The 17,256-nt window shown below is 70.8% G+C and carries 14 protein-coding genes and 1 tRNA gene; 12 read left to right on the top strand and 3 right to left on the bottom strand.

All coding sequences use genetic code 11. The features are described from left to right. Positions 1-62 precede the first annotated feature (62 nt). The gene (gene aceB, locus ACPWUT_RS11715) at positions 63-1,727 is read right to left on the bottom strand and encodes a malate synthase A (RefSeq protein ID WP_425837785.1); all 1,665 of its coding nucleotides are present in this window, start codon (positions 1,725-1,727) and stop codon (positions 63-65) included. Positions 1,728-1,846: 119 nt separating this feature from the next. Further along, the gene (gene aceA, locus ACPWUT_RS11710; protein WP_284530004.1) at positions 1,847-3,178 is read right to left on the bottom strand and encodes an isocitrate lyase; all 1,332 of its coding nucleotides are present in this window, start codon (positions 3,176-3,178) and stop codon (positions 1,847-1,849) included. Positions 3,179-3,338: 160 nt separating this feature from the next. On the opposite strand from aceA, the gene ACPWUT_RS11705 reads away from it, so the two are divergent. Continuing rightward, the gene (locus ACPWUT_RS11705) at positions 3,339-4,805 is read left to right on the top strand and encodes a helix-turn-helix domain-containing protein (protein WP_284530002.1); all 1,467 of its coding nucleotides are present in this window, start codon (positions 3,339-3,341) and stop codon (positions 4,803-4,805) included. Positions 4,806-4,950: 145 nt separating this feature from the next. Here the strand turns inward: ACPWUT_RS11705 and ACPWUT_RS11700 are convergent, their stop codons facing one another. After that, positions 4,951-6,477, bottom strand: coding sequence for a helix-turn-helix domain-containing protein (locus tag ACPWUT_RS11700; RefSeq protein ID WP_425837781.1), 1,527 nt, complete (start codon positions 6,475-6,477; stop codon positions 4,951-4,953). Positions 6,478-6,575: 98 nt separating this feature from the next. Between ACPWUT_RS11700 and gabT the strand changes: the two genes are divergently transcribed. The 11 genes from gabT (at position 6,576) to nusG (ending at position 17,229) form a co-directional block, all read left to right on the top strand. Continuing rightward, the gene (gabT, locus tag ACPWUT_RS11695) at positions 6,576-7,931 is read left to right on the top strand and encodes a 4-aminobutyrate--2-oxoglutarate transaminase (protein WP_425837778.1); all 1,356 of its coding nucleotides are present in this window, start codon (positions 6,576-6,578) and stop codon (positions 7,929-7,931) included. A 169-nt stretch (positions 7,932-8,100) separates the two neighbouring features. After that, the gene (locus ACPWUT_RS11690) at positions 8,101-9,483 is read left to right on the top strand and encodes a flavin monoamine oxidase family protein (protein ID WP_425837775.1); all 1,383 of its coding nucleotides are present in this window, start codon (positions 8,101-8,103) and stop codon (positions 9,481-9,483) included. Next, positions 9,480-9,632 carry a hypothetical protein gene (locus ACPWUT_RS11685; RefSeq protein ID WP_284529998.1) on the top strand — a complete coding sequence of 51 codons (153 nt, stop codon included), beginning with the start codon at positions 9,480-9,482 and terminating at the stop codon, positions 9,630-9,632. Before ACPWUT_RS11690 ends, ACPWUT_RS11685 begins: the two co-directional genes overlap by 4 nt. After that, a complete protein-coding gene (locus tag ACPWUT_RS11680; RefSeq protein ID WP_284529997.1) occupies positions 9,629-10,516 on the top strand; it encodes a universal stress protein in 888 nt (295 codons plus the stop codon). The genes ACPWUT_RS11685 and ACPWUT_RS11680 overlap by 4 nt, the downstream gene beginning before the upstream one ends. Continuing rightward, positions 10,513-12,069 (top strand): APC family permease, encoded by a 1,557-nt coding sequence (locus ACPWUT_RS11675; protein WP_284529996.1) that lies wholly within the window; start codon positions 10,513-10,515, stop codon positions 12,067-12,069. The genes ACPWUT_RS11680 and ACPWUT_RS11675 overlap by 4 nt, the downstream gene beginning before the upstream one ends. After that, on the top strand, positions 12,066-13,538 hold the full coding sequence (locus ACPWUT_RS11670) for an NAD-dependent succinate-semialdehyde dehydrogenase (protein WP_284529995.1): 1,473 nt from the start codon (positions 12,066-12,068) through the stop codon (positions 13,536-13,538). The genes ACPWUT_RS11675 and ACPWUT_RS11670 overlap by 4 nt, the downstream gene beginning before the upstream one ends. A gap of 18 nt (positions 13,539-13,556) precedes the next feature. Continuing rightward, the gene (locus ACPWUT_RS11665; RefSeq protein WP_425837769.1) at positions 13,557-14,921 is read left to right on the top strand and encodes an NAD-dependent succinate-semialdehyde dehydrogenase; all 1,365 of its coding nucleotides are present in this window, start codon (positions 13,557-13,559) and stop codon (positions 14,919-14,921) included. Between the two features lie 157 nt (positions 14,922-15,078). Beyond that, the gene (locus ACPWUT_RS11660; protein WP_284529992.1) at positions 15,079-15,516 is read left to right on the top strand and encodes a pyridoxamine 5'-phosphate oxidase family protein; all 438 of its coding nucleotides are present in this window, start codon (positions 15,079-15,081) and stop codon (positions 15,514-15,516) included. 188 nt (positions 15,517-15,704) lie between these two features. Continuing rightward, positions 15,705-15,777: transfer RNA gene (locus tag ACPWUT_RS11655), tRNA-Trp, on the top strand. 70 nt (positions 15,778-15,847) lie between these two features. Beyond that, a complete protein-coding gene (gene secE, locus ACPWUT_RS11650; RefSeq protein ID WP_284529991.1) occupies positions 15,848-16,111 on the top strand; it encodes a preprotein translocase subunit SecE in 264 nt (87 codons plus the stop codon). Positions 16,112-16,179: 68 nt separating this feature from the next. Further along, the gene (gene nusG, locus ACPWUT_RS11645; RefSeq protein ID WP_425837764.1) at positions 16,180-17,229 is read left to right on the top strand and encodes a transcription termination/antitermination protein NusG; all 1,050 of its coding nucleotides are present in this window, start codon (positions 16,180-16,182) and stop codon (positions 17,227-17,229) included. Positions 17,230-17,256 lie beyond the last annotated feature (27 nt).

Here is a 17,256-nt window from a genome sequence, read left to right as displayed (position 1 = left end):
CACACGATCCCCGGCACCCTCTCCGTCGGGGGTGCCGGGAATCGTGGGCGGGCGGTGCCGGCTCAGTCCTCGGACAGGTACCGGTGGTAGGCGGGGATCGTGAGGAACGCGGGGAAGTCCTGCCCCAGTGCGACCTCGCGGAACACCTCGGCGGCGTCGTCGAACCGGTCGCCGCTGCGGCGCTCCGCCGACGCCAGCACCTCGTCGATGAGCGTCTCGATGTACGCCGCCGTGATGGCGGTGCCGTCGTCGGTGACCCGGTCCTGGTGGATCCACTGCCACACCTGGCTGCGGCTGATCTCGGCCGTCGCCGCATCCTCCATCAGGTTGTCGATCGCGACCGCGCCCAGGCCGCGGAGCCACGCCTCGATGTAGCGGATCGCGACCGAGACGTTCCCCTTCACCCCCGCCGCGGTGATCGGCAGGCCGATGTGCACGTCGATGAGCTGCGACGCCGTCACGGCGACCTCGGGGCGCAGGCGGTCCACCTGGTTCGGCCGGTCGCCGAGGACCGCGTCGAACTCCGCCTGCGCGACCGGGATCAGGTCGGGATGGGCGACCCAGGTGCCGTCGAATCCGTCGCCCGCCTCGCGCCGCTTGTCGGCGGTCACCTTCTCGAACGCCTGCGCGGTGATCTCGGGGTCGCGCCGGTTCGGGATGAAGGCGCTCATGCCGCCGATGGCGAAGGCGCCCCGCTTGTGGCAGGTCTGCACGAGCAGCTCGGTGTACGCCCGCATGAAAGGCACGGTCATCGTGACCTGGCTGCGGTCGGGCAGCACGAACCGGGCACCGCGACCGCGGTAGTTCTTGATCATCGAGAAGATGTAGTCCCACCGCCCGGCGTTCAATCCCGCGATGTGATCGCGCAGCTCGAAGAGGATCTCCTCCATCTCGAACGCGGCCGGCAGCGTCTCGATCAGCACGGTCGCGCGGATCGTGCCGTGCGGGATGCCGATGTACTCCTCGCTGAAGGTGAAGACGTCGTCCCACAGCTTGGCCTCTTCGGCGGACTCGAGCTTGGGCAGGTAGAAGTAGGGCCCGACGCCGTTCGCGATGAGCGCCTGCGCGTTGTGGAAGAAGTACAGCCCGTAGTCGACGAGCGATCCCGAGGCAGCCAGCGCGCGCCCCGTGCGGTCGGTGTACCGCAGGTGCTTCTCGACGAGGTGCCAGCCGCGGGGGCGCATCACGATCGTGGGGGTGCGCTCGGCGGTGACCGCGTACTCCTTGCCCTCCGGCGAGGTGTAGCGCAGCTGTCCGCGGATCGCGTCGAACAGCGACAGCTGCCCCTCGATGACGTTCGCCCAGGTCGGGCTCGTCGCGTCCTCCTGGTCGGCGAGCCACACCCGTGCGCCGGAGTTCAGCGCGTTGATAGTCATCTTCGGGTCGGTCGGCCCGGTGATCTCGACGCGTCGGTCCTCCAGGCCGGGCCCGGGGCCCGCCACCCGCCAGGTGGCGTCGTCGCGGATGTGCGCGGTGTCGCTGCGGAACTGCGGGTCGTGGCCGTTCCCGATCTCGAACCGGCGGCGCATGCGGTCGGCGAGGCGGTCGTGGCGCCGCCCCGAGAACCGGTGATGGAGCTCGGTGACGAAGGCGAGCGCCTCGGTGGTGAGGATCTCGTCGTAGCGCGGGCGCATCGGCCCGGTCACGTCGATGCGGGGTCCGGCGGCGGGCGCGGGAGAGGTGGTCGTCGGCGTGGTGGGCTCGGTGCCCGTGGCGGTGGGAGTCATGGCCCTGTCCTTCTGTGTCGGTGGTGGTGTCGGTGCCGTTGGCGGTGGTGCGTTCGTCTCGCTGCGCTCGCTCGACGACCGGGGGGTCATGCGGAGCGAGGAGACGAAACGGCGGCGGATCAGTGGAACTGCGCGGCCTCGGTCGACCCGACGAGCGCGAGGGTGGCGCTGTCGGGGTTCAGCGCCGTCGAGACGACGTCGAAGTAGCCGGTGCCGGCCTCGCGCTGGTGCTTGGTCGCGGTGTAGCCGCGGGCCTCGGCGGCGAACTCCGCCTCCTGCAGCTCGACGTAGGCGCTCATGGCGCGCTCGGCGTAGCCGGAGGCCAGGTCGAACATCGAGTGGTTCAGGGCGTGGAAGCCGGCCAGCGTGATGAACTGGAAGGCGTAGCCGAGGTCGGCGAGGTCCTGCTGGAACGAGGCGATCTGCGCGTCGTCGAGGTGGCGCTTCCAGTTGAAGCTCGGCGAGCAGTTGTAGGCGAGCAGCTTGCCGGGAAACTTCTCGTGGATGGCCGCGGCGAACTCCCGTGCCAGTTCGATGTCGGGCTCGCCGGTCTCGACCCAGATGAGGTCGGCGTACGGCGCGAAGGCGAGGCCGCGGCTGATGACCGACTCCAGTCCGGGGCGCACGCGGTAGAAGCCCTCGCTCGTGCGCTCGCCGGTGGTGAACTCCTGGTCACGCGGGTCGACGTCGCTCGTGAGCAGGTCGGCCGCCAGGGCGTCGGTGCGGGCGATGATGACGGTGGGGACGCCCGCCACATCGGCGGCCAGTCGCGCCGCATTCAGCGTGCGGATGTGCTGCTGGGTGGGCACGAGCACCTTGCCGCCGAGGTGGCCGCACTTCTTCTCGCTCGCGAGCTGGTCCTCCCAGTGGATGCCCGCGGCACCGGCCTGGATGAGCGAGTGCGCGAGCTCGTACGCGTTCAGGGGGCCGCCGAAGCCGGCCTCGGCATCTGCGACGATGGGCGCCAGCCAGTCGCGGGTGATCTCGCCCTCCCCGTCGTAGGCCTCCGCGTGCTCGATCTGGTCCTGCCGCAGCAGCGCGTTGTTGATGCGGCGCACCACGGACGGCACCGAGTTGGCGGGGTAGAGGCTCTGGTCGGGGTAGGTCTGACCGGCGAGGTTCCCGTCGGCGGCGACCTGCCAGCCCGAGAGGTAGATCGCCTTCAGGCCGGCCCGCACCTGCTGGACCGCCTGACCGCCGGTGTACGCGCCGAGCGCCCGGATGTAGTCCTCGGTCTGGAGGAGGTTCCAGAGGTTCTCCGCGCCGCGGCGGGCGAGCGTGTTCTCCTCGCGGACCGAGCCGCGCAGCCGGATGACGTCCTCGGCCGTGTAGGTGCGCTCGATACCGTCCCAGCGGGGGTCGGTGGCCCACTGCTCCTGGAGCTCGGCGGCCGTCTCGACCTGGTCTCCGGCACGCAGTGCGGGTCGTCCGGGGGTGGAGTGGATCGTCATGGTGTCTCCTTCGTCGGATGCCGGGCGACGGTGCCCGGGTGGTCGTGGCATCCACTCTGGGTGAATAATCACGGCCGATACGACCATTCGACGTGTGAAGTTCGGCGGAATTTCTGCAAATGTGATGCATCGAGGTCGCTCGTGTGGCACACTCGCCCGCATGATCGACAACGACGTGATCGACGAACCCGCAGGCGGCGCCGATGCGCTGACCATCGGGCGCCGTATCCGGCAGCTGCGGACGGCGCAGGGGCTCACCCTCGAAGAGCTCGCTGCCGCCGTCGACCGCGCGCCCAGCCAGCTGTCGATGATCGAGACCGGCAAGCGCGAGCCCAAGCTCACGCTCCTGCAGGCGATCGCCCGCGCCCTCGGCACCACGATCGACGCGCTGCTGGAGGCCGAGACCCTCGACGAGCGGTCGACGATGGAGATCGCCCTCGAGCGCGCCATGAAGGGCCAGACGTTCCAGTCGCTCGGCATCTCGCCCTTCCGCATCGGCAAGGCCGTGCCGGACGACGCCCTGCGCGCGCTGCTCGCACTCCAGGGCGAGATCGAACGTCTCCACGACGAGCGCTCCGCGACGCCGGAGGAGGCGCGACGGGCGAACGTCGAACTACGCCACCTCATGCGCCGCCAGGACAACTACTTCGCCGACCTCGAGGCTCAGGCCCGCGGCATCCTCGACGCCGTCGATCATCCGGGCGGGCCCCTCACGCAGCGGAGCGCCTCCGACATCGCCGCCCACCTGGGGTTCTCCCTCCACTACGTGCCCGACCTCCCGCCGTCGGTGCGCAGCGTCGCCGACCTCAAGAACGGCCGGCTCTACCTCTCGAGCACCGTGCCGGCGAAGGGGGACTCCCGCACCGCCGTGCTGCAGGCGCTGTCGAGCCGGATCCTCGGGCACAGCGAGCCGCGGTCGTACGCCGAGTTCCTGCGCCAGCGCGTCGAGACGAACTACCTCACCGGCGCGCTCCTCATCCCCGAGGCCGACGCCGTGCCGTTCCTGCAGGACGCCAAGGCGCGCCGCGCGATCTCGATCGAGGACCTCCGCGACGCCTACTCGGTGTCGTACGAGACGGCCGCGCACCGGTTCACGAATCTCGCGACGCCGCACCTGGGCATCCCGGTGCACTTCCTGAAGGTCCACGAGTCGGGGACCATCACGAAGGCGTACGAGAACGACGACGTGAACTTCCCGGCCGACCGGCTCGGCGCGATCGAGGGTCAGCTGTGCTGCCGCCGGTGGACGAGCCGCGTCGTCTTCGACATCCCCGACAAGTTCAACCCGTACTACCAGTACACCGACACCGGGAACGGCACCTACTGGTGCACCGCGCGGGTAGAGGCCTCGAGCGAGGGCGCGCATTCGGTGAGCGTCGGGGTGCGCTTCGACGACACGAAGTGGTTCATCGGTCGTGAGACGTCCAACCGCGGCGTGTCGCGGCATGCCGTGGAGGTCTGCTGCCGCCGCGCGCCCGCCGAGCTGGAGAGCGTATGGCGCGATCAGGCGTGGCCGAACGTGCGGACGCCGCGGACGCTGCTGGCGACCCTCCCGACGGGCGCCTTCCCCGGCGTCGACACGACCGATCTGTACGAGTTCCTCGAGGGGCACTCCCCGGCGTCCTGACCTGCAGCGGTCGCGGAGGAGTGCATCCGCCGAGCCGACACGATTTCACCGAGCCGACACGCTGCGTGCGGCACGGGGTGTGTCGGCTCGCACGGGGCGTGTCGGCTCGCGAGGGAAGCGCTCGCGGGAAGGAGCGGCGCGGGGCTCAGCGGTCGGCGGTCACCAGCGCGGCCCACAGCTCGGCGCGGGCGGGGAACGACGTAAGGTCGACGCCCAGCAGCGCCTGGGCCTGGGCGACGCGGGCGCGGACCGTGTGCCGATGGATGCCGAGCGCCTCGGCGGCCGCGTCGATCCGGGCGTCCTGCTCCAGCCAGGTGCGGACGGTCCGGAGCAGCTGCGTGCCCTGGGTGCGGTCGTGCTCGCGCAGCGGAGCCAACCGGGACTCGGCGAGGGCGCGCGCCTCGACCGTGTCGAGCTGGCCGAGGATGCCGCCGGCGGCGACCTCGGCGAAGTCCGCCGCGCGTCCCGGGGCGGACCGCCGCTGGGCGGTCACCGCCTGGGCGTGGGCGTCGGCGAACCCCGCGTAGCCGACGGGATCGGAGACGCCCACCGCGGCCTCGAAGAGCTCTGCGAACTCGTCGAGCACGGCTCGGCGCTCGGCGGCGACCACGACCACCAGCCCGTCCGGACCCCGGCCGTGGAACAGGGTGCCGCGGTTCTCGGTGACGGCGAGCTCGAGCCAGTCGACGGCCGCATCGGCGCGCGCGTGCGAGACCTCCGCGACGGCGACCACGATCGGAGCGGACGGCAGGGCGCCCCACAGCTCACGCGAGACCCGGCGCGCGAGCGTCGGATCGCCCGTGAGCAGGCTGTGCACGAGTCCGGCGCGGAGCGCGCCGCGCGCCTTCCCGAGTCCGACGTTCTGCTCGAGGGCGAGTCCCGCCATCGCGATCACCGAAGTGACGACCCCGCGTCCCTCGAGGTCGAGGTCGCCGCCGGCGATGACGATCGCCCCGCGGAGGTGTCCGCCGCGGCCGAGCGTCTGCAGCGTGAACCGCGCACCGTCGACGTCGAGCGTCGATCCCGCACGGACGCCGCGCCGCAGCACCGATCCGACCTCCGCCGTGAGGTGGGAGAGCACCTGCTCGCCGATGCCGTCGATCGGATGACGCTGGGTCAGCACGCCGGCGGCGTCGAACATGCCCACCCACGTGCCGAGCTGCCGGGCGAGCTCGGCCACGGTGGCCCCGAGGCCGTCGGGCCGCAGCGCCGCGAGCGAGATGGCGCGCTGCGCATCGAGCGCCCAGGTGCGCCGCGCGTAGGCCTGCGCCGCGATCGCCTCTGCGTTGGCGCGGGCCAACGCGATGAACGGCGTGCGGTAGGGGACCTCGAACAGCGGCATGCCGGCGGCCGCGCAGGCCTCGGACAGCAGGGGCGGGATGCCGTCGCGGGCGACCTCGGTCCCGAAGCCGAGCCCGCGCACGCCGCGCGTGCGCAGCCGCGTGACGTAGCCGGTGAACACGTCGGCACCGGCGTCCGGGGCGAACTGCGTGCCCGTCGTCAGCAGCAGCAGCTCCTCGGCGAGGAACGGCGTCGGATCGAGGAGGTCGGAGCTGTGCACCCACCGCAGCGGCGCGTCGAGCGCGTCGGGGGCGAGGGCGGCGTCGTCGCTCTCCAGCCGCAGCTGCAGCTCCCGCCGCGACAGCAGGGCGCGCAGGGTCGGCTGGATCATGGCATCCTCGGGTCGGTGTACGCGATGTACGCAGGTCTGGTCAGAATGTACACCGCGGCGGCTGTGGACCGTGGTGTCCGCGTCGTACGCTCACCGGCATGACCCTCGCCGAACTCGACGCCCTCCCGCTCGGCGGCCCCTCCCTCCCGCAGGAGCGCCGCCTGGTCACGCCGATCCCCGGTCCGCGCTCTCAGGAGCTGCTCGCGCGCAAGGCCGCCGCCGTCGCCGCGGGCGTCGGCCACACGGTCCCCGTCGAAGCGGTGGCCGCGGGCGGAGGCGTCGTCGTCGACGCCGACGGCAACTCGCTCATCGACCTCGGATCGGGCATCGCCGTGACGACTGTCGGCAACGCGCACCCGAAGGTCGCCCAGGCGATCGCCGCGCAGGCCGCCCAGTTCACCCACACGTGCTTCATGATCTCGCCCTACGAGTCCTACGTCGCGGTGGCCGAGGCTCTGAACCGCCTGACTCCCGGCGACCACGCGAAGAAGTCGGCACTGTTCAACTCCGGGGCCGAGGCCGTCGAGAACGCGGTGAAGATCGCCCGCAAGTTCACCGGTCGCCCGGCGGTCGTCGCCTTCGACCACGGCTACCACGGCCGCACCAACCTGACGATGGGTCTCACCGCCAAGTCGATGCCCTACAAGAGCGGCTTCGGGCCCTTCGCCTCCGAGATCTACCGGGCGCCCATGTCGTACCCGTACCGCGACGGCCTGACCGGCGCGGCGGCGGCGGCCAAGGCGATCTCGATCATGGAGAAGCAGATCGGCGCCGACAACCTCGCCGCCGTGATCATCGAGCCGATCCAGGGCGAGGGCGGCTTCATCGTCCCCGCCGACGGGTTCCTCCCCGCGCTCGTGGACTGGTGCCGCGCGAACGGCGTGGTCTTCATCGCCGACGAGGTGCAGTCGGGCTTCGCGCGCACCGGCGCCATGTTCGCCAGTGAGCTGTTCGGGATCGTCCCCGACCTCGTCACCACGGCCAAGGGCATCGCCGGCGGGATGCCGCTGGCCGCGGTCACCGGCCGCGCCGAGATCATGGACGCCGCGCACGCGGGCGGCCTCGGCGGCACCTACGGCGGAAACCCCGTCGCCTGTGCGGCGGCGCTCGCGGCGATCGACGCCTTCGAGAACGACGGACTGCTCGAGCGGGCGCGTGAGATCGGGGGGATCCTCCGCGCCCGCCTCGAGTCTCTGCAGCAGAGCGACCCGCGCATCGGCGAGGTCCGCGGGCACGGCGCGATGATCGCGGCCGAGTTCGTCCGCCCCGAGACGCGGGAGCCGGATGCGGCGCTGACGGCGGCCGTGGCGAAGGCGGCCATCGCCGAGGGCGTCATCGTCCTCACCTGCGGCACGTACGGCAACGTGATCCGCTTCCTGCCGCCGCTCAGCATTCCCGACGACCTGCTGAACGAGGGGCTCGACGTCGTCGCCGACGCCCTCGCCGCGCACTGACCCAACCCCTCTCGAGCGAACGAGACGACGCCGGCAGACGACCTATGGGGAGAGGCGCAGGGTTCGTCCCGTGGGGGCAATCGGGGCTCGGGGGCCCCCGCTCTTGCCCCCACGGGACGAACCCGGAGCCGGGATGTTCCCAAGCCGATCGAAGACGAAGGAGTACCCGATGAGCGAGATCACCCGAGACGTCGTGATCGTGGGGGCCGGCGCCGCCGGCCTGACCGCGGCGAACCAGCTGAAGAAGGCGGGGCTGTCCGTGGCGGTCCTCGAGGCGCGCGACCGCGTCGGAGGGCGGCTGTGGACCGACGAGATCGACGGCGCGATGCTGGAGATCGGCGGCCAGTGGGTGTCGCCGGATCAGGACGCCCTGATCGAGACGGTCGCCGAGCTCGGCCTCGAGACGTACTCGCGCTACCGCGAGGGCGACAGCGTCTACGTCGGTCCGGACGGCCAGGCGCGACGGTTCACGGGCGAGATGTTCCCCGTGTCGCCCGAGACCGAGCGGGCGATCGCGGAGATCACCGAGCGTCTCGACGCGATGGTCGCCGAGATCGACCCCGATCGCCCGTGGGCGCACGAGAAGGCGGCGGAGTGGGACCGGGTCTCGTGGGACGCGTGGCTGCGCGCCCAGACCGACGACGACGAGGCCGTGCGCAACCTCGCCTTCGCGACCGGGTCGGCGATGCTGACCAAGCCGACCCACACGTTCTCGCTGCTCCAGTCGCTGCTCATGGCGGCGTCGGCAGGCTCCTACTCCCACCTCGTCGACGCGGACTTCATCCTCGACAAGCGCGTCGTCGGCGGTCTGCAGCAGGTTCCGCTGCTGCTGGCCGAGCGACTGGGGGCCGACGTGTTCCTGGGGCAGCCGGTGCGCTCCATCGCCTGGTCCGAGCCGTCCGCGGGCTCGGGGTCGCAGTCTCCGGTCACGGTGACCGCCGACGGCATGACCGTCCACGCCCGGCAGGTGATCCTCGCCCTCGCGCCCGTGCTCTACCCCCGCATCTCGTTCGACCCGCCGCTGCCGCGCCGTCAGCACCAGATGCACCAGCACATCTCGATGGGGTTCGTCATCAAGGTGCACGCCGTCTACGACCGCCCGTTCTGGCGGGAGCAGGGCTTGTCGGGCACCGCGTTCAGCCCCTACGAGCTGTCGCACGAGGCCTACGACAACACGAACCACGGTGACGAGCGCGGGACGCTGGTCGGCTTCGTGTCGGACCAGAACGCCGACGACCTCTTCACGCTCAGCGCCGAGGAGCGCAAGGAGCGCATCCTGGAGTCGCTCTCGCACTACTACGGACCCGAGGCGAAGAACCCGATCGTGTACTACGAGAGCGACTGGGGCTCGGAGGAGTGGACCCGCGGTGCGTACGCGGCGAGCTTCGACATGGGCGGGCTCCACCGTTACGGAGCGGACCTGCGCACGCCCGTGGGCCCGATCCGCTTCGCGTGCAGCGACCTCGCCGGCGCGGGGTACCAGCACGTGGACGGCGCCATCCGCATGGGGCGCCTCGCCGCCGACCAGATCATCGAGGAGCTGCGGGCATGAGCCGTTTCGTCTCGCTGCGCTCGCTCAACGACCGAGGGCTGCGCTCGCTCAACGACCGAGGGCTGCGCTCGCTCGACGACCGAGGGCTGCGCTCGCTCGACGACCGAGGGCTGCGCTCGCGCACCGACCGAGGAGGAGACCTCACATGACCGGCCACATCGTCGTGGGCTACACCGCCACCAAGACGGGGCGGGACGCCGTCGCGTTCGCCGCCCGACTCGCCTACGCCGTCGACGCCGTGCTCGACGTCGTGGTGATCCTGCCCGGCGAAGGACGCAGCGTCATCACGCCGCCCGACGCCTCCTACGACCGCCTCCTGCGCGAGCAGGCCCAGCGGTGGATCGCCGAGGCCATCGACCGGATCCCCGCCGACGTCGTCGCGCACGCCCACGTCCGCTCGGCGGAGTCCTTCGCCGAGGGCCTCATCGAGGTCGCCCACGAGCTCGCCGCCGCGTACATCGTCGTCGGCGCCGCCGACGGCGCCAGCCGCGGACGCCACCGCCTGGGCACCACGACGACCGAGCTCCTGCACTCCTCCGACGTGCCCGTGGTCCTCGTGCCCCGCGGCGCCCGCAAGATCGCGCCCGAGACCGGGATCACCCGGCTGACGGTGGCCGTGGGCACCCGCCCCGGTGCCGACGCCCTCATGGACGACGCGCAGTCGCTCGTGGCCGCCACCGGCGTGCCGGTCCGGCTGCTGTCGCTGCTCACGGTCGACCTCCCGCCCACCGCCGACACCGGGGCGATCCGCCTGGCGGGGTCCACCCAGGTCGACGAGGTGCTCGCGGCGGCGAAGACGCGCCTGCCGGAGGGCCTGCAGGCCGAGGTCGTCGTCGCCGAGGGGGAGAGCATCGAGGATGCCGTCGCCCACCTGGACTGGCAGCCGGGCGAGGTCCTCCTCGCCGGATCCAGCCGCCTCGCCCAGCCGCGGCGCCTGTTCCTGGGCTCCACGGCCGCCAAGATGCTCCACGAAGTCCCCGTGCCGGTCATCGTCGTCCCGCGCACCCGTCACAAGGAAGAGGCCGGATCATGAGCCAGAACGCCCCCTCGGTCACGGGCAGCGCGCCCGACGGCGGCATCTCCAAGAAGGGCCTGAGCGCGGGGACCATCGGCCTGCTCGGCGCCGTCGTCATCGGCATCTCCTGCATCGCCCCGGCCTACACCTTCACGGCCGCCGTCGGTCCGACCGCATCGGTGGTCGGCGCCCAGATCCCGGCGATCATCCTGGTCGGCTTCATCCCGATGCTGCTGGTGGCGTTCGGCTACCGCGAGCTCAACAACCGGATGCCGGACGCCGGCACGTCCTTCACCTGGGCCGCGCGCGCGTTCGGGCCGTGGGTGGGCTGGATGGCGGGCTGGGGACTGATCGTCGCGACGATCCTGGTGCTCTCCAACCTCGCCGGCGTCGCGGTGGAGTTCCTGTTCCTGCTCATCTCGCAGGTGACCGGGAACCCCGGCATCGCCGACCTCGCGTTCGAGCTGTGGATCAACATCGGCGTGTGCCTGCTGTTCATGCTGGGTGCGACATACATCTCGTACCGCGACATGCAGACCACCCAGAAGCTCCAGTACGTGCTGGTGACCTTCCAGGTGCTGGTGCTCGTCGTCTTCGCCGTCGCCGCCATCGCGCAGGCGGTGGGCGGGGGCGGCTTCGACTACACGCCGTTCTCGCTCGAGTGGTTCAACCCGTTCGCGGTGTCGTCCTTCAGCGCGTTCGCGGCCGGCCTGTCGCTGTCGATCTTCATCTTCTGGGGATGGGACGTCACCCTCACGATGAACGAGGAGACCAAGGATCCCGAGAAGACCCCGGGCCGGGCGGCGACCGTCACCGTCCTCACCATCGTCTCGCTGTACCTGCTGCTCGCCGTCGCGATGATCATGTTCGCCGGTGTCGGCACGGGAGAGCTGGGCCTCGGCAACGAGGACATCCAGTCCAACGTGTTCTTCTTCCTGTCAGACCCCGTGCTCGGCCCGCTCGCCTTCCTCGTCTCGCTCGCCGTGCTGACGAGCTCGGCGTCGTCGCTGCAGTCGACCTTCGTCGGCCCGGCCCGCACGCTCCTGTCGATGGGGCACTACGGGGCCCTGCCGCCGGCGTTCGCCCGGGTCAGCCCGCGGTTCTTCACGCCGGGCTACGCGACGATCGTGTCGGCCGTCGTGGCATCCGTCTTCTACGCGGTGATGCGCGTGGTGAGCGAGGACACGCTGTGGGACACGATCCTCACCCTCGGCATGATGATCTGCTTCTACTACGGGATCACCGCGTTCGCCTGCGTCTGGTACTTCCGCAAGCAGTGGTTCGACTCGGTGCGGAACGTGTTCTTCACGTTCCTGTTCCCGCTCGTGGGCGGCCTCATCCTCGCCGTGCTCTTCTTCACGACGCTGATCGACTCGATGGACCCGGCATACGGTTCAGGGTCGAACATCGGCGGGATCGGGATCGTGTTCATCCTCGGCATGCTGATCATCGTCATCGGCGTGATCGTGATGGTCTGGCAGTCCGTGAGGCGTCCCGCGTTCTTCCGCGGCGAGACCCTGTCGATCGATGCCCCGCCGAGCGCGCGGGCGATGAGGAAGGCGGCACGATGACCCGCGACACGGAGCAGGCACTGCTCGCAGAGGTGCCCACCGGCCTGTTCATCGGCGGAGAATGGGTCGACACCGGGGCGACCTTCCCGGTGAAGGATCCCGCCACCGGCGACACCCTGCTCGAGATCGCCGACGCGTCCCCGGAGGACGCCGTGCGCGCGCTCGACGCCGCGGTCGCCGCGCAGGAGGCGTGGGCGGCCACGCCGCCCCGCACCCGCAGCGACATCCTGCGCCGCGCGTTCGACCTCGTGCAGGTGCACAAGGAGGATCTCGCGCTGCTGATGACCCTCGAGATGGGCAAGCCCCTCGCGGAGGCGCGCGGCGAGGTCGTGTACGGCGGGGAGTTCCTGCGGTGGTTCAGCGAGGAGGCGGTGCGCATCGCCGGCCGGTACGGCCTGAACCCCGAGGGCACGGGTCGCATGGTCGTCTCGCAGCGCCCGGTGGGACCGTCGTTCTTCATCACCCCGTGGAACTTCCCCTTCGCGATGGCGACGCGGAAGATCGCGCCGGCGCTCGCCGCCGGCTGCACGGTCGTCATCAAGCCGCCCGAGCTCACGCCGCTGACGACGCTGTACTTCGTGAAGCTCCTCGTCGAGGCGGGGCTTCCCGACGGCGTCGTGAACGTCTTCACCACGACGCGGTCGAGCTCCACCTCGGCTCCCGTGATCTCCGACCCGCGGCTGCGGAAGCTGTCGTTCACCGGGTCGACCGAGGTCGGGCGCAAGCTCATCGCGCAGGCCGCCGAGGGCGTGCTGCGGGTGTCGATGGAGCTCGGCGGCAACGCGCCGTTCGTCGTGTTCGACGACGCCGATCTCGACAAGGCGGTGGACGGCGCGATGGCGGCGAAGTTCCGCAACATCGGCCAGGCCTGCACCGCCGCCAACCGGTTCATCGTCCACGAGGCGGTCGCCGACGAGTTCGCCCGGCGTGTCACCGAGCGCGTGTCGGCGATGAGCATCGGGCGCGGCACCGAGAACGGCGTGCAGATCGGCCCCCTCATCGACGATAAGGCCGTGGCCAAGGCCGAGGAGCTCGTCGCCGACGCCGTCTCGCGCGGCGCGACCGTCCTGGCCGGCGGCCGCAAGCCCGCGGACGAGGCGCTCAGCGCCGGCACGTTCTACGAGCCGACGGTGGTCGCCGGGGTAGCGCCGGGAAGCGCCATCCTCCGCGAGGAGATCTTCGGACCCGTGCTGGCCATCGCCACGTTCACCGACGAGGACGAGGCCGTGCGCCTGGCCAACGACACCGAGTACGGTCTCGTCTCCTACGTCTTCACGCAGGACCTCGCCCGCGGGCACCGGATGATCGATCGCCTCGAGACCGGCATGATGGGGCTGAACGTGGGCGTCGTCTCCAACGCCGCGGCGCCCTTCGGCGGCGTCAAGCAGTCGGGCGTCGGCCGCGAGGGCGGCCTCGAGGGCATCCACGAATACCTGTCCACCAAGTACACGCTGATCCCCGTCGACTGACGGGAGTGAGGGAGCACCATGAGTGACTATGCGGTCGTGAACCCGGCCACCGGCGAGACCCTGGCGACCTACCCGACGGCCACCGCCGCCGAGGTCGACGCGGCGATCGCCGCCGCGGACGCCGCCTACCGCAGCTGGGGGCGCACCTCGTCTCCGGCCGAGCGTGCGGAGCTCCTGCGCGCCGTGGCGCGCCTGCACCGCGAGCGTCGCGACGAGCTGGCCGCGATCATCGTGCGCGAGATGGGCAAGCCGCTGGCCGCCGCCGAGGGCGAGGTCGACTTCGCCGCCGACATCACCGAGTACTACGCCGACCACATCGACAAGATCACCGCGGACGTGCCGCTGGACATCGACGGCGACGGCACCGCGGTGATCCGCAAGGCGCCGCTCGGGGTGCTGCTGGGGATCATGCCGTGGAACTTCCCCTACTACCAGGTGGCCCGCTTCGCGGCGCCCAACCTGGCGCTCGGCAACACCATCCTGCTCAAGCACGCCCCGCAGTGCCCCGAGTCGGCGGCGGCCATCGCGCAGATGTACGCCGACGCCGGCTTCCCGGAGGGCGCCTACGCGGACGTGCGACTCACCAACGACCAGGCGGCCGCCGTGATCGCGGACCGCCGCGTGCAGGGCGTCTCGGTGACCGGGTCGGAGCGCGCGGGTGCCGCCGTGGCCGAGATCGCCGGTCGCCACCTCAAGAAGGTGGCCCTGGAGCTCGGCGGCTCGGACCCGTTCATCCTGCTGTCCACCGACGACCTCGACGCGGCCGTGCAGGCCGCCGTCGACGCGCGCCTGGACAACACGGGCCAGTCCTGCAACGCGGCCAAGCGCTTCATCGTCGGCGACGACCTCTACGACGCGTTCCTCGAGAAGTTCACCGCGGCGATGGCGGCGGCGAGCGTGGGCGACCCGTTCGCCGAGGACACCGTGCTCGGGCCCCTGTCGTCGCTGGCGGCCGCCGAGCGGCTCGCCGCGCAGGTCGATGCCGCCGTGGCGGCGGGCGCCACCCTCGTGACCGGCGGAACGCGCGACGGCGCCTTCTACCCGGGCACCGTCCTCACCGGGGTGACCCCGGAGATGGACGCCTACCGCGAGGAGTTCTTCGGCCCCGTGGGCGTCGTCTACCGGGTCTCGGGCGAGGAGGAGGCGATCGAGGTCGCCAACGCGACGCCGTTCGGCCTCGGCTCGTACGTCTTCACGACCGACGCGGAGCAGGCCGAGCGGATCGCCGACAAGATCGAGGCCGGGATGGTCTACGTCAACGTCGTGCTGGCCGATGAGCCCGCACTGCCGTTCGGCGGCGTCAAGCGCAGCGGGACCGGCCGCGAGATGGGCCTGCTCGCCGCCGACGAGTTCGTCAACAAGAAGCTCATCCGCGTCGCCTGAGCCGACTCTCGTCGAGCCCACCCCCTATCGCCGAGCCCACCCCGTCCGGAGCGTCTGGACGGGGTGGGCTCGGCGCGTGGGGGCGGGCTCGCGGACGGTGCGGATTCTCCCGGCCCGAAAGGGTGCGCGCCCCGGCGATGAGGAGGAACATGGTGCCATGGACGACAAGAGTGCGGTGATCACGTACCTGACCGACGAGGAGTGCTTCACGCGGCTCGCCGGCCATGAGCTCGGACGTCTCGTGACCCATGCGGGCGACGTCCTCGACATCTTCCCGGTGAACTACACCCTCGACGGCCGCTCGGTCGTCTTCCGCACCGCGGAGGGCAGCAAGCTCACCGAGCTGACGGTCAACGACGAGGTGCTCTTCGAGGTCGACGACCACACCGCCGCCGACGCGTGGAGCGTCATCGTCCGCGGCCACGCGCAGCGGCTGGAGACCTCCGACGAGGTGCGCGCCGCCGACGAGCTGCCCCTGAAGCCGTGGATCCCCACGCTCAAGTACAACTATGTGCGGATCGTGCCCACGACGGTGTCGGGACGCCGGTTCCTGCGCGGCGAAGAGCCCGACCGCTACGGCATCCAGCAGTACTGAGACCGCCGCCCGGTTCGCGGCCGGCTGCGGATGCCGTACACTTGACGACGCAGTTGTCTGCATTCTTTCGCCATGCCCGCGGGACGGAATCCGCCCCGATGTGGTTACGGTGGAAGGGTGGGGCACCGGGTCCGTCAGGCTCCGGATGCACCAGAGGGAACGCCCGGTCCAGACCGGACGGGACGTCTAGGGCGGTAGCTCAATTGGCAGAGCAGCGGTCTCCAAAACCGCAGGTTGCAGGTTCGATTCCTGTCCGCCCTGCGCGTCAGCGCTCGCGCTGACACACGCGCCAGCACCGAGCTGGCACGACGCAATTCATACAGGTGGGTACATGGTCCAGGATGAGGCGAACGGCGAGATCGTCGCGGTCGGCGGCGCATCCCGCGAGAAGAAGCTCAACTTCTTCCAGCGCATCGCCCTCTTCATCCGTCAGGTCTTCGCCGAGCTCCGCAAGGTCGTCACACCGACGCGGCAGGAGCTCGGGAAGTTCACGGCGGTCGTGCTGGGCTTCGTCGTGGTCATGATGGCGCTCGTCTACGGCCTCGACCTGCTGTTCACCTGGGTCGTGCAGGTCGTCTTCGGCGTGCCGAGCTGAGCGGGATCCCGCTCGCCCCCACGCGCCGCGGATGACGGCCACCGACCATCCAATGGAAGAGAACGCAATTGTCTGAGAAGTACGCCGACGACGCCGACTGGGCGACCGCCGCAGAGCAGTCCAGCGAGGACGACGAGGCCCAGGAGGGCAACTACCTCGCCGACCAGGAGCGCTCCGTCGAGGCCGCCGAGCACGTCGCCGTCCACGTGGTGGACGACGAGGACGTGCTGGTCGAGGACGCCGACGCCGACCTCGACGACATCGACATCGACGACCCGGAGGCAGACGCCATCGTGAACGACGCACTCGAGATCGACCACGCCGACGAGGCGGAGGCCGCCGCCGAGGTCCTCACCGACTCCCTCGCCGAGGAGCAGGCCGAGGCCGCCGCCCAGGCTGCCGAAGAGGTCGCACCGTACGACGGTCCCGAGCTCGGCGACGACGACGACGAGACCGCCGACGTGGACGCCGAGGACGAGTCCGAGTCCGACGAGGACCAGGACCCCTACGAGGCCTACCGCGCCGAGCTGCGCAGCCTCCCGGGCAAGTGGTACGTCATCCACTCCTACGCCGGATTCGAGCGCAAGGTGAAGGCCAACATCGAGCAGCGCAAGTCGACGCTCGAGGTCGAAGAGGACATCTACCAGATCGAGGTCCCGATGGAGGACGTCGTCGAGATCAAGAACGGTCAGCGCAAGATGGTCACGCGCGTCCGGATCCCCGGCTACGTGCTCGTGCGCATGGAGCTCAACGAGGACACCTGGTCCGTCGTGCGTCACACGCCCGGCGTCACCGGCTTCGTCGGCAACGCCCACAACCCCACGCCGCTGCGCTTCGAAGAGGCCTTCAACATGCTGAAGTCCCTCGTCGAGGTCAAGGACGTCGCACCCGCCAAGGGCTCCGGCGCCAAGGGCCAGGCCACGCAGGCCCGCTCGATCCCGGCCGAGGTCGACTTCGAGGTCGGCGAGACCATCACGATCAAGGAGGGCTCGTTCGCGGGTCTTCCCGGCACGATCAGCGAGATCAAGCCGGAGAGCGGCAAGCTCACCGTCCTCGTCTCGCTCTTCGAGCGCGAGACCCCGGTCGAGCTGTCGTTCGACCAGGTCACCAAGCTCTGAGGCGGCGTTTCGACTCGCTGCGCTCGC

This window comes from Microbacterium sp. PA5, from assembly GCF_049860775.1.
Classification (GTDB): domain Bacteria; phylum Actinomycetota; class Actinomycetes; order Actinomycetales; family Microbacteriaceae; genus Microbacterium.
Note: the sequence above shows the minus strand (reverse complement) of the source record. Positions and strands in the feature narration are given on the sequence as shown.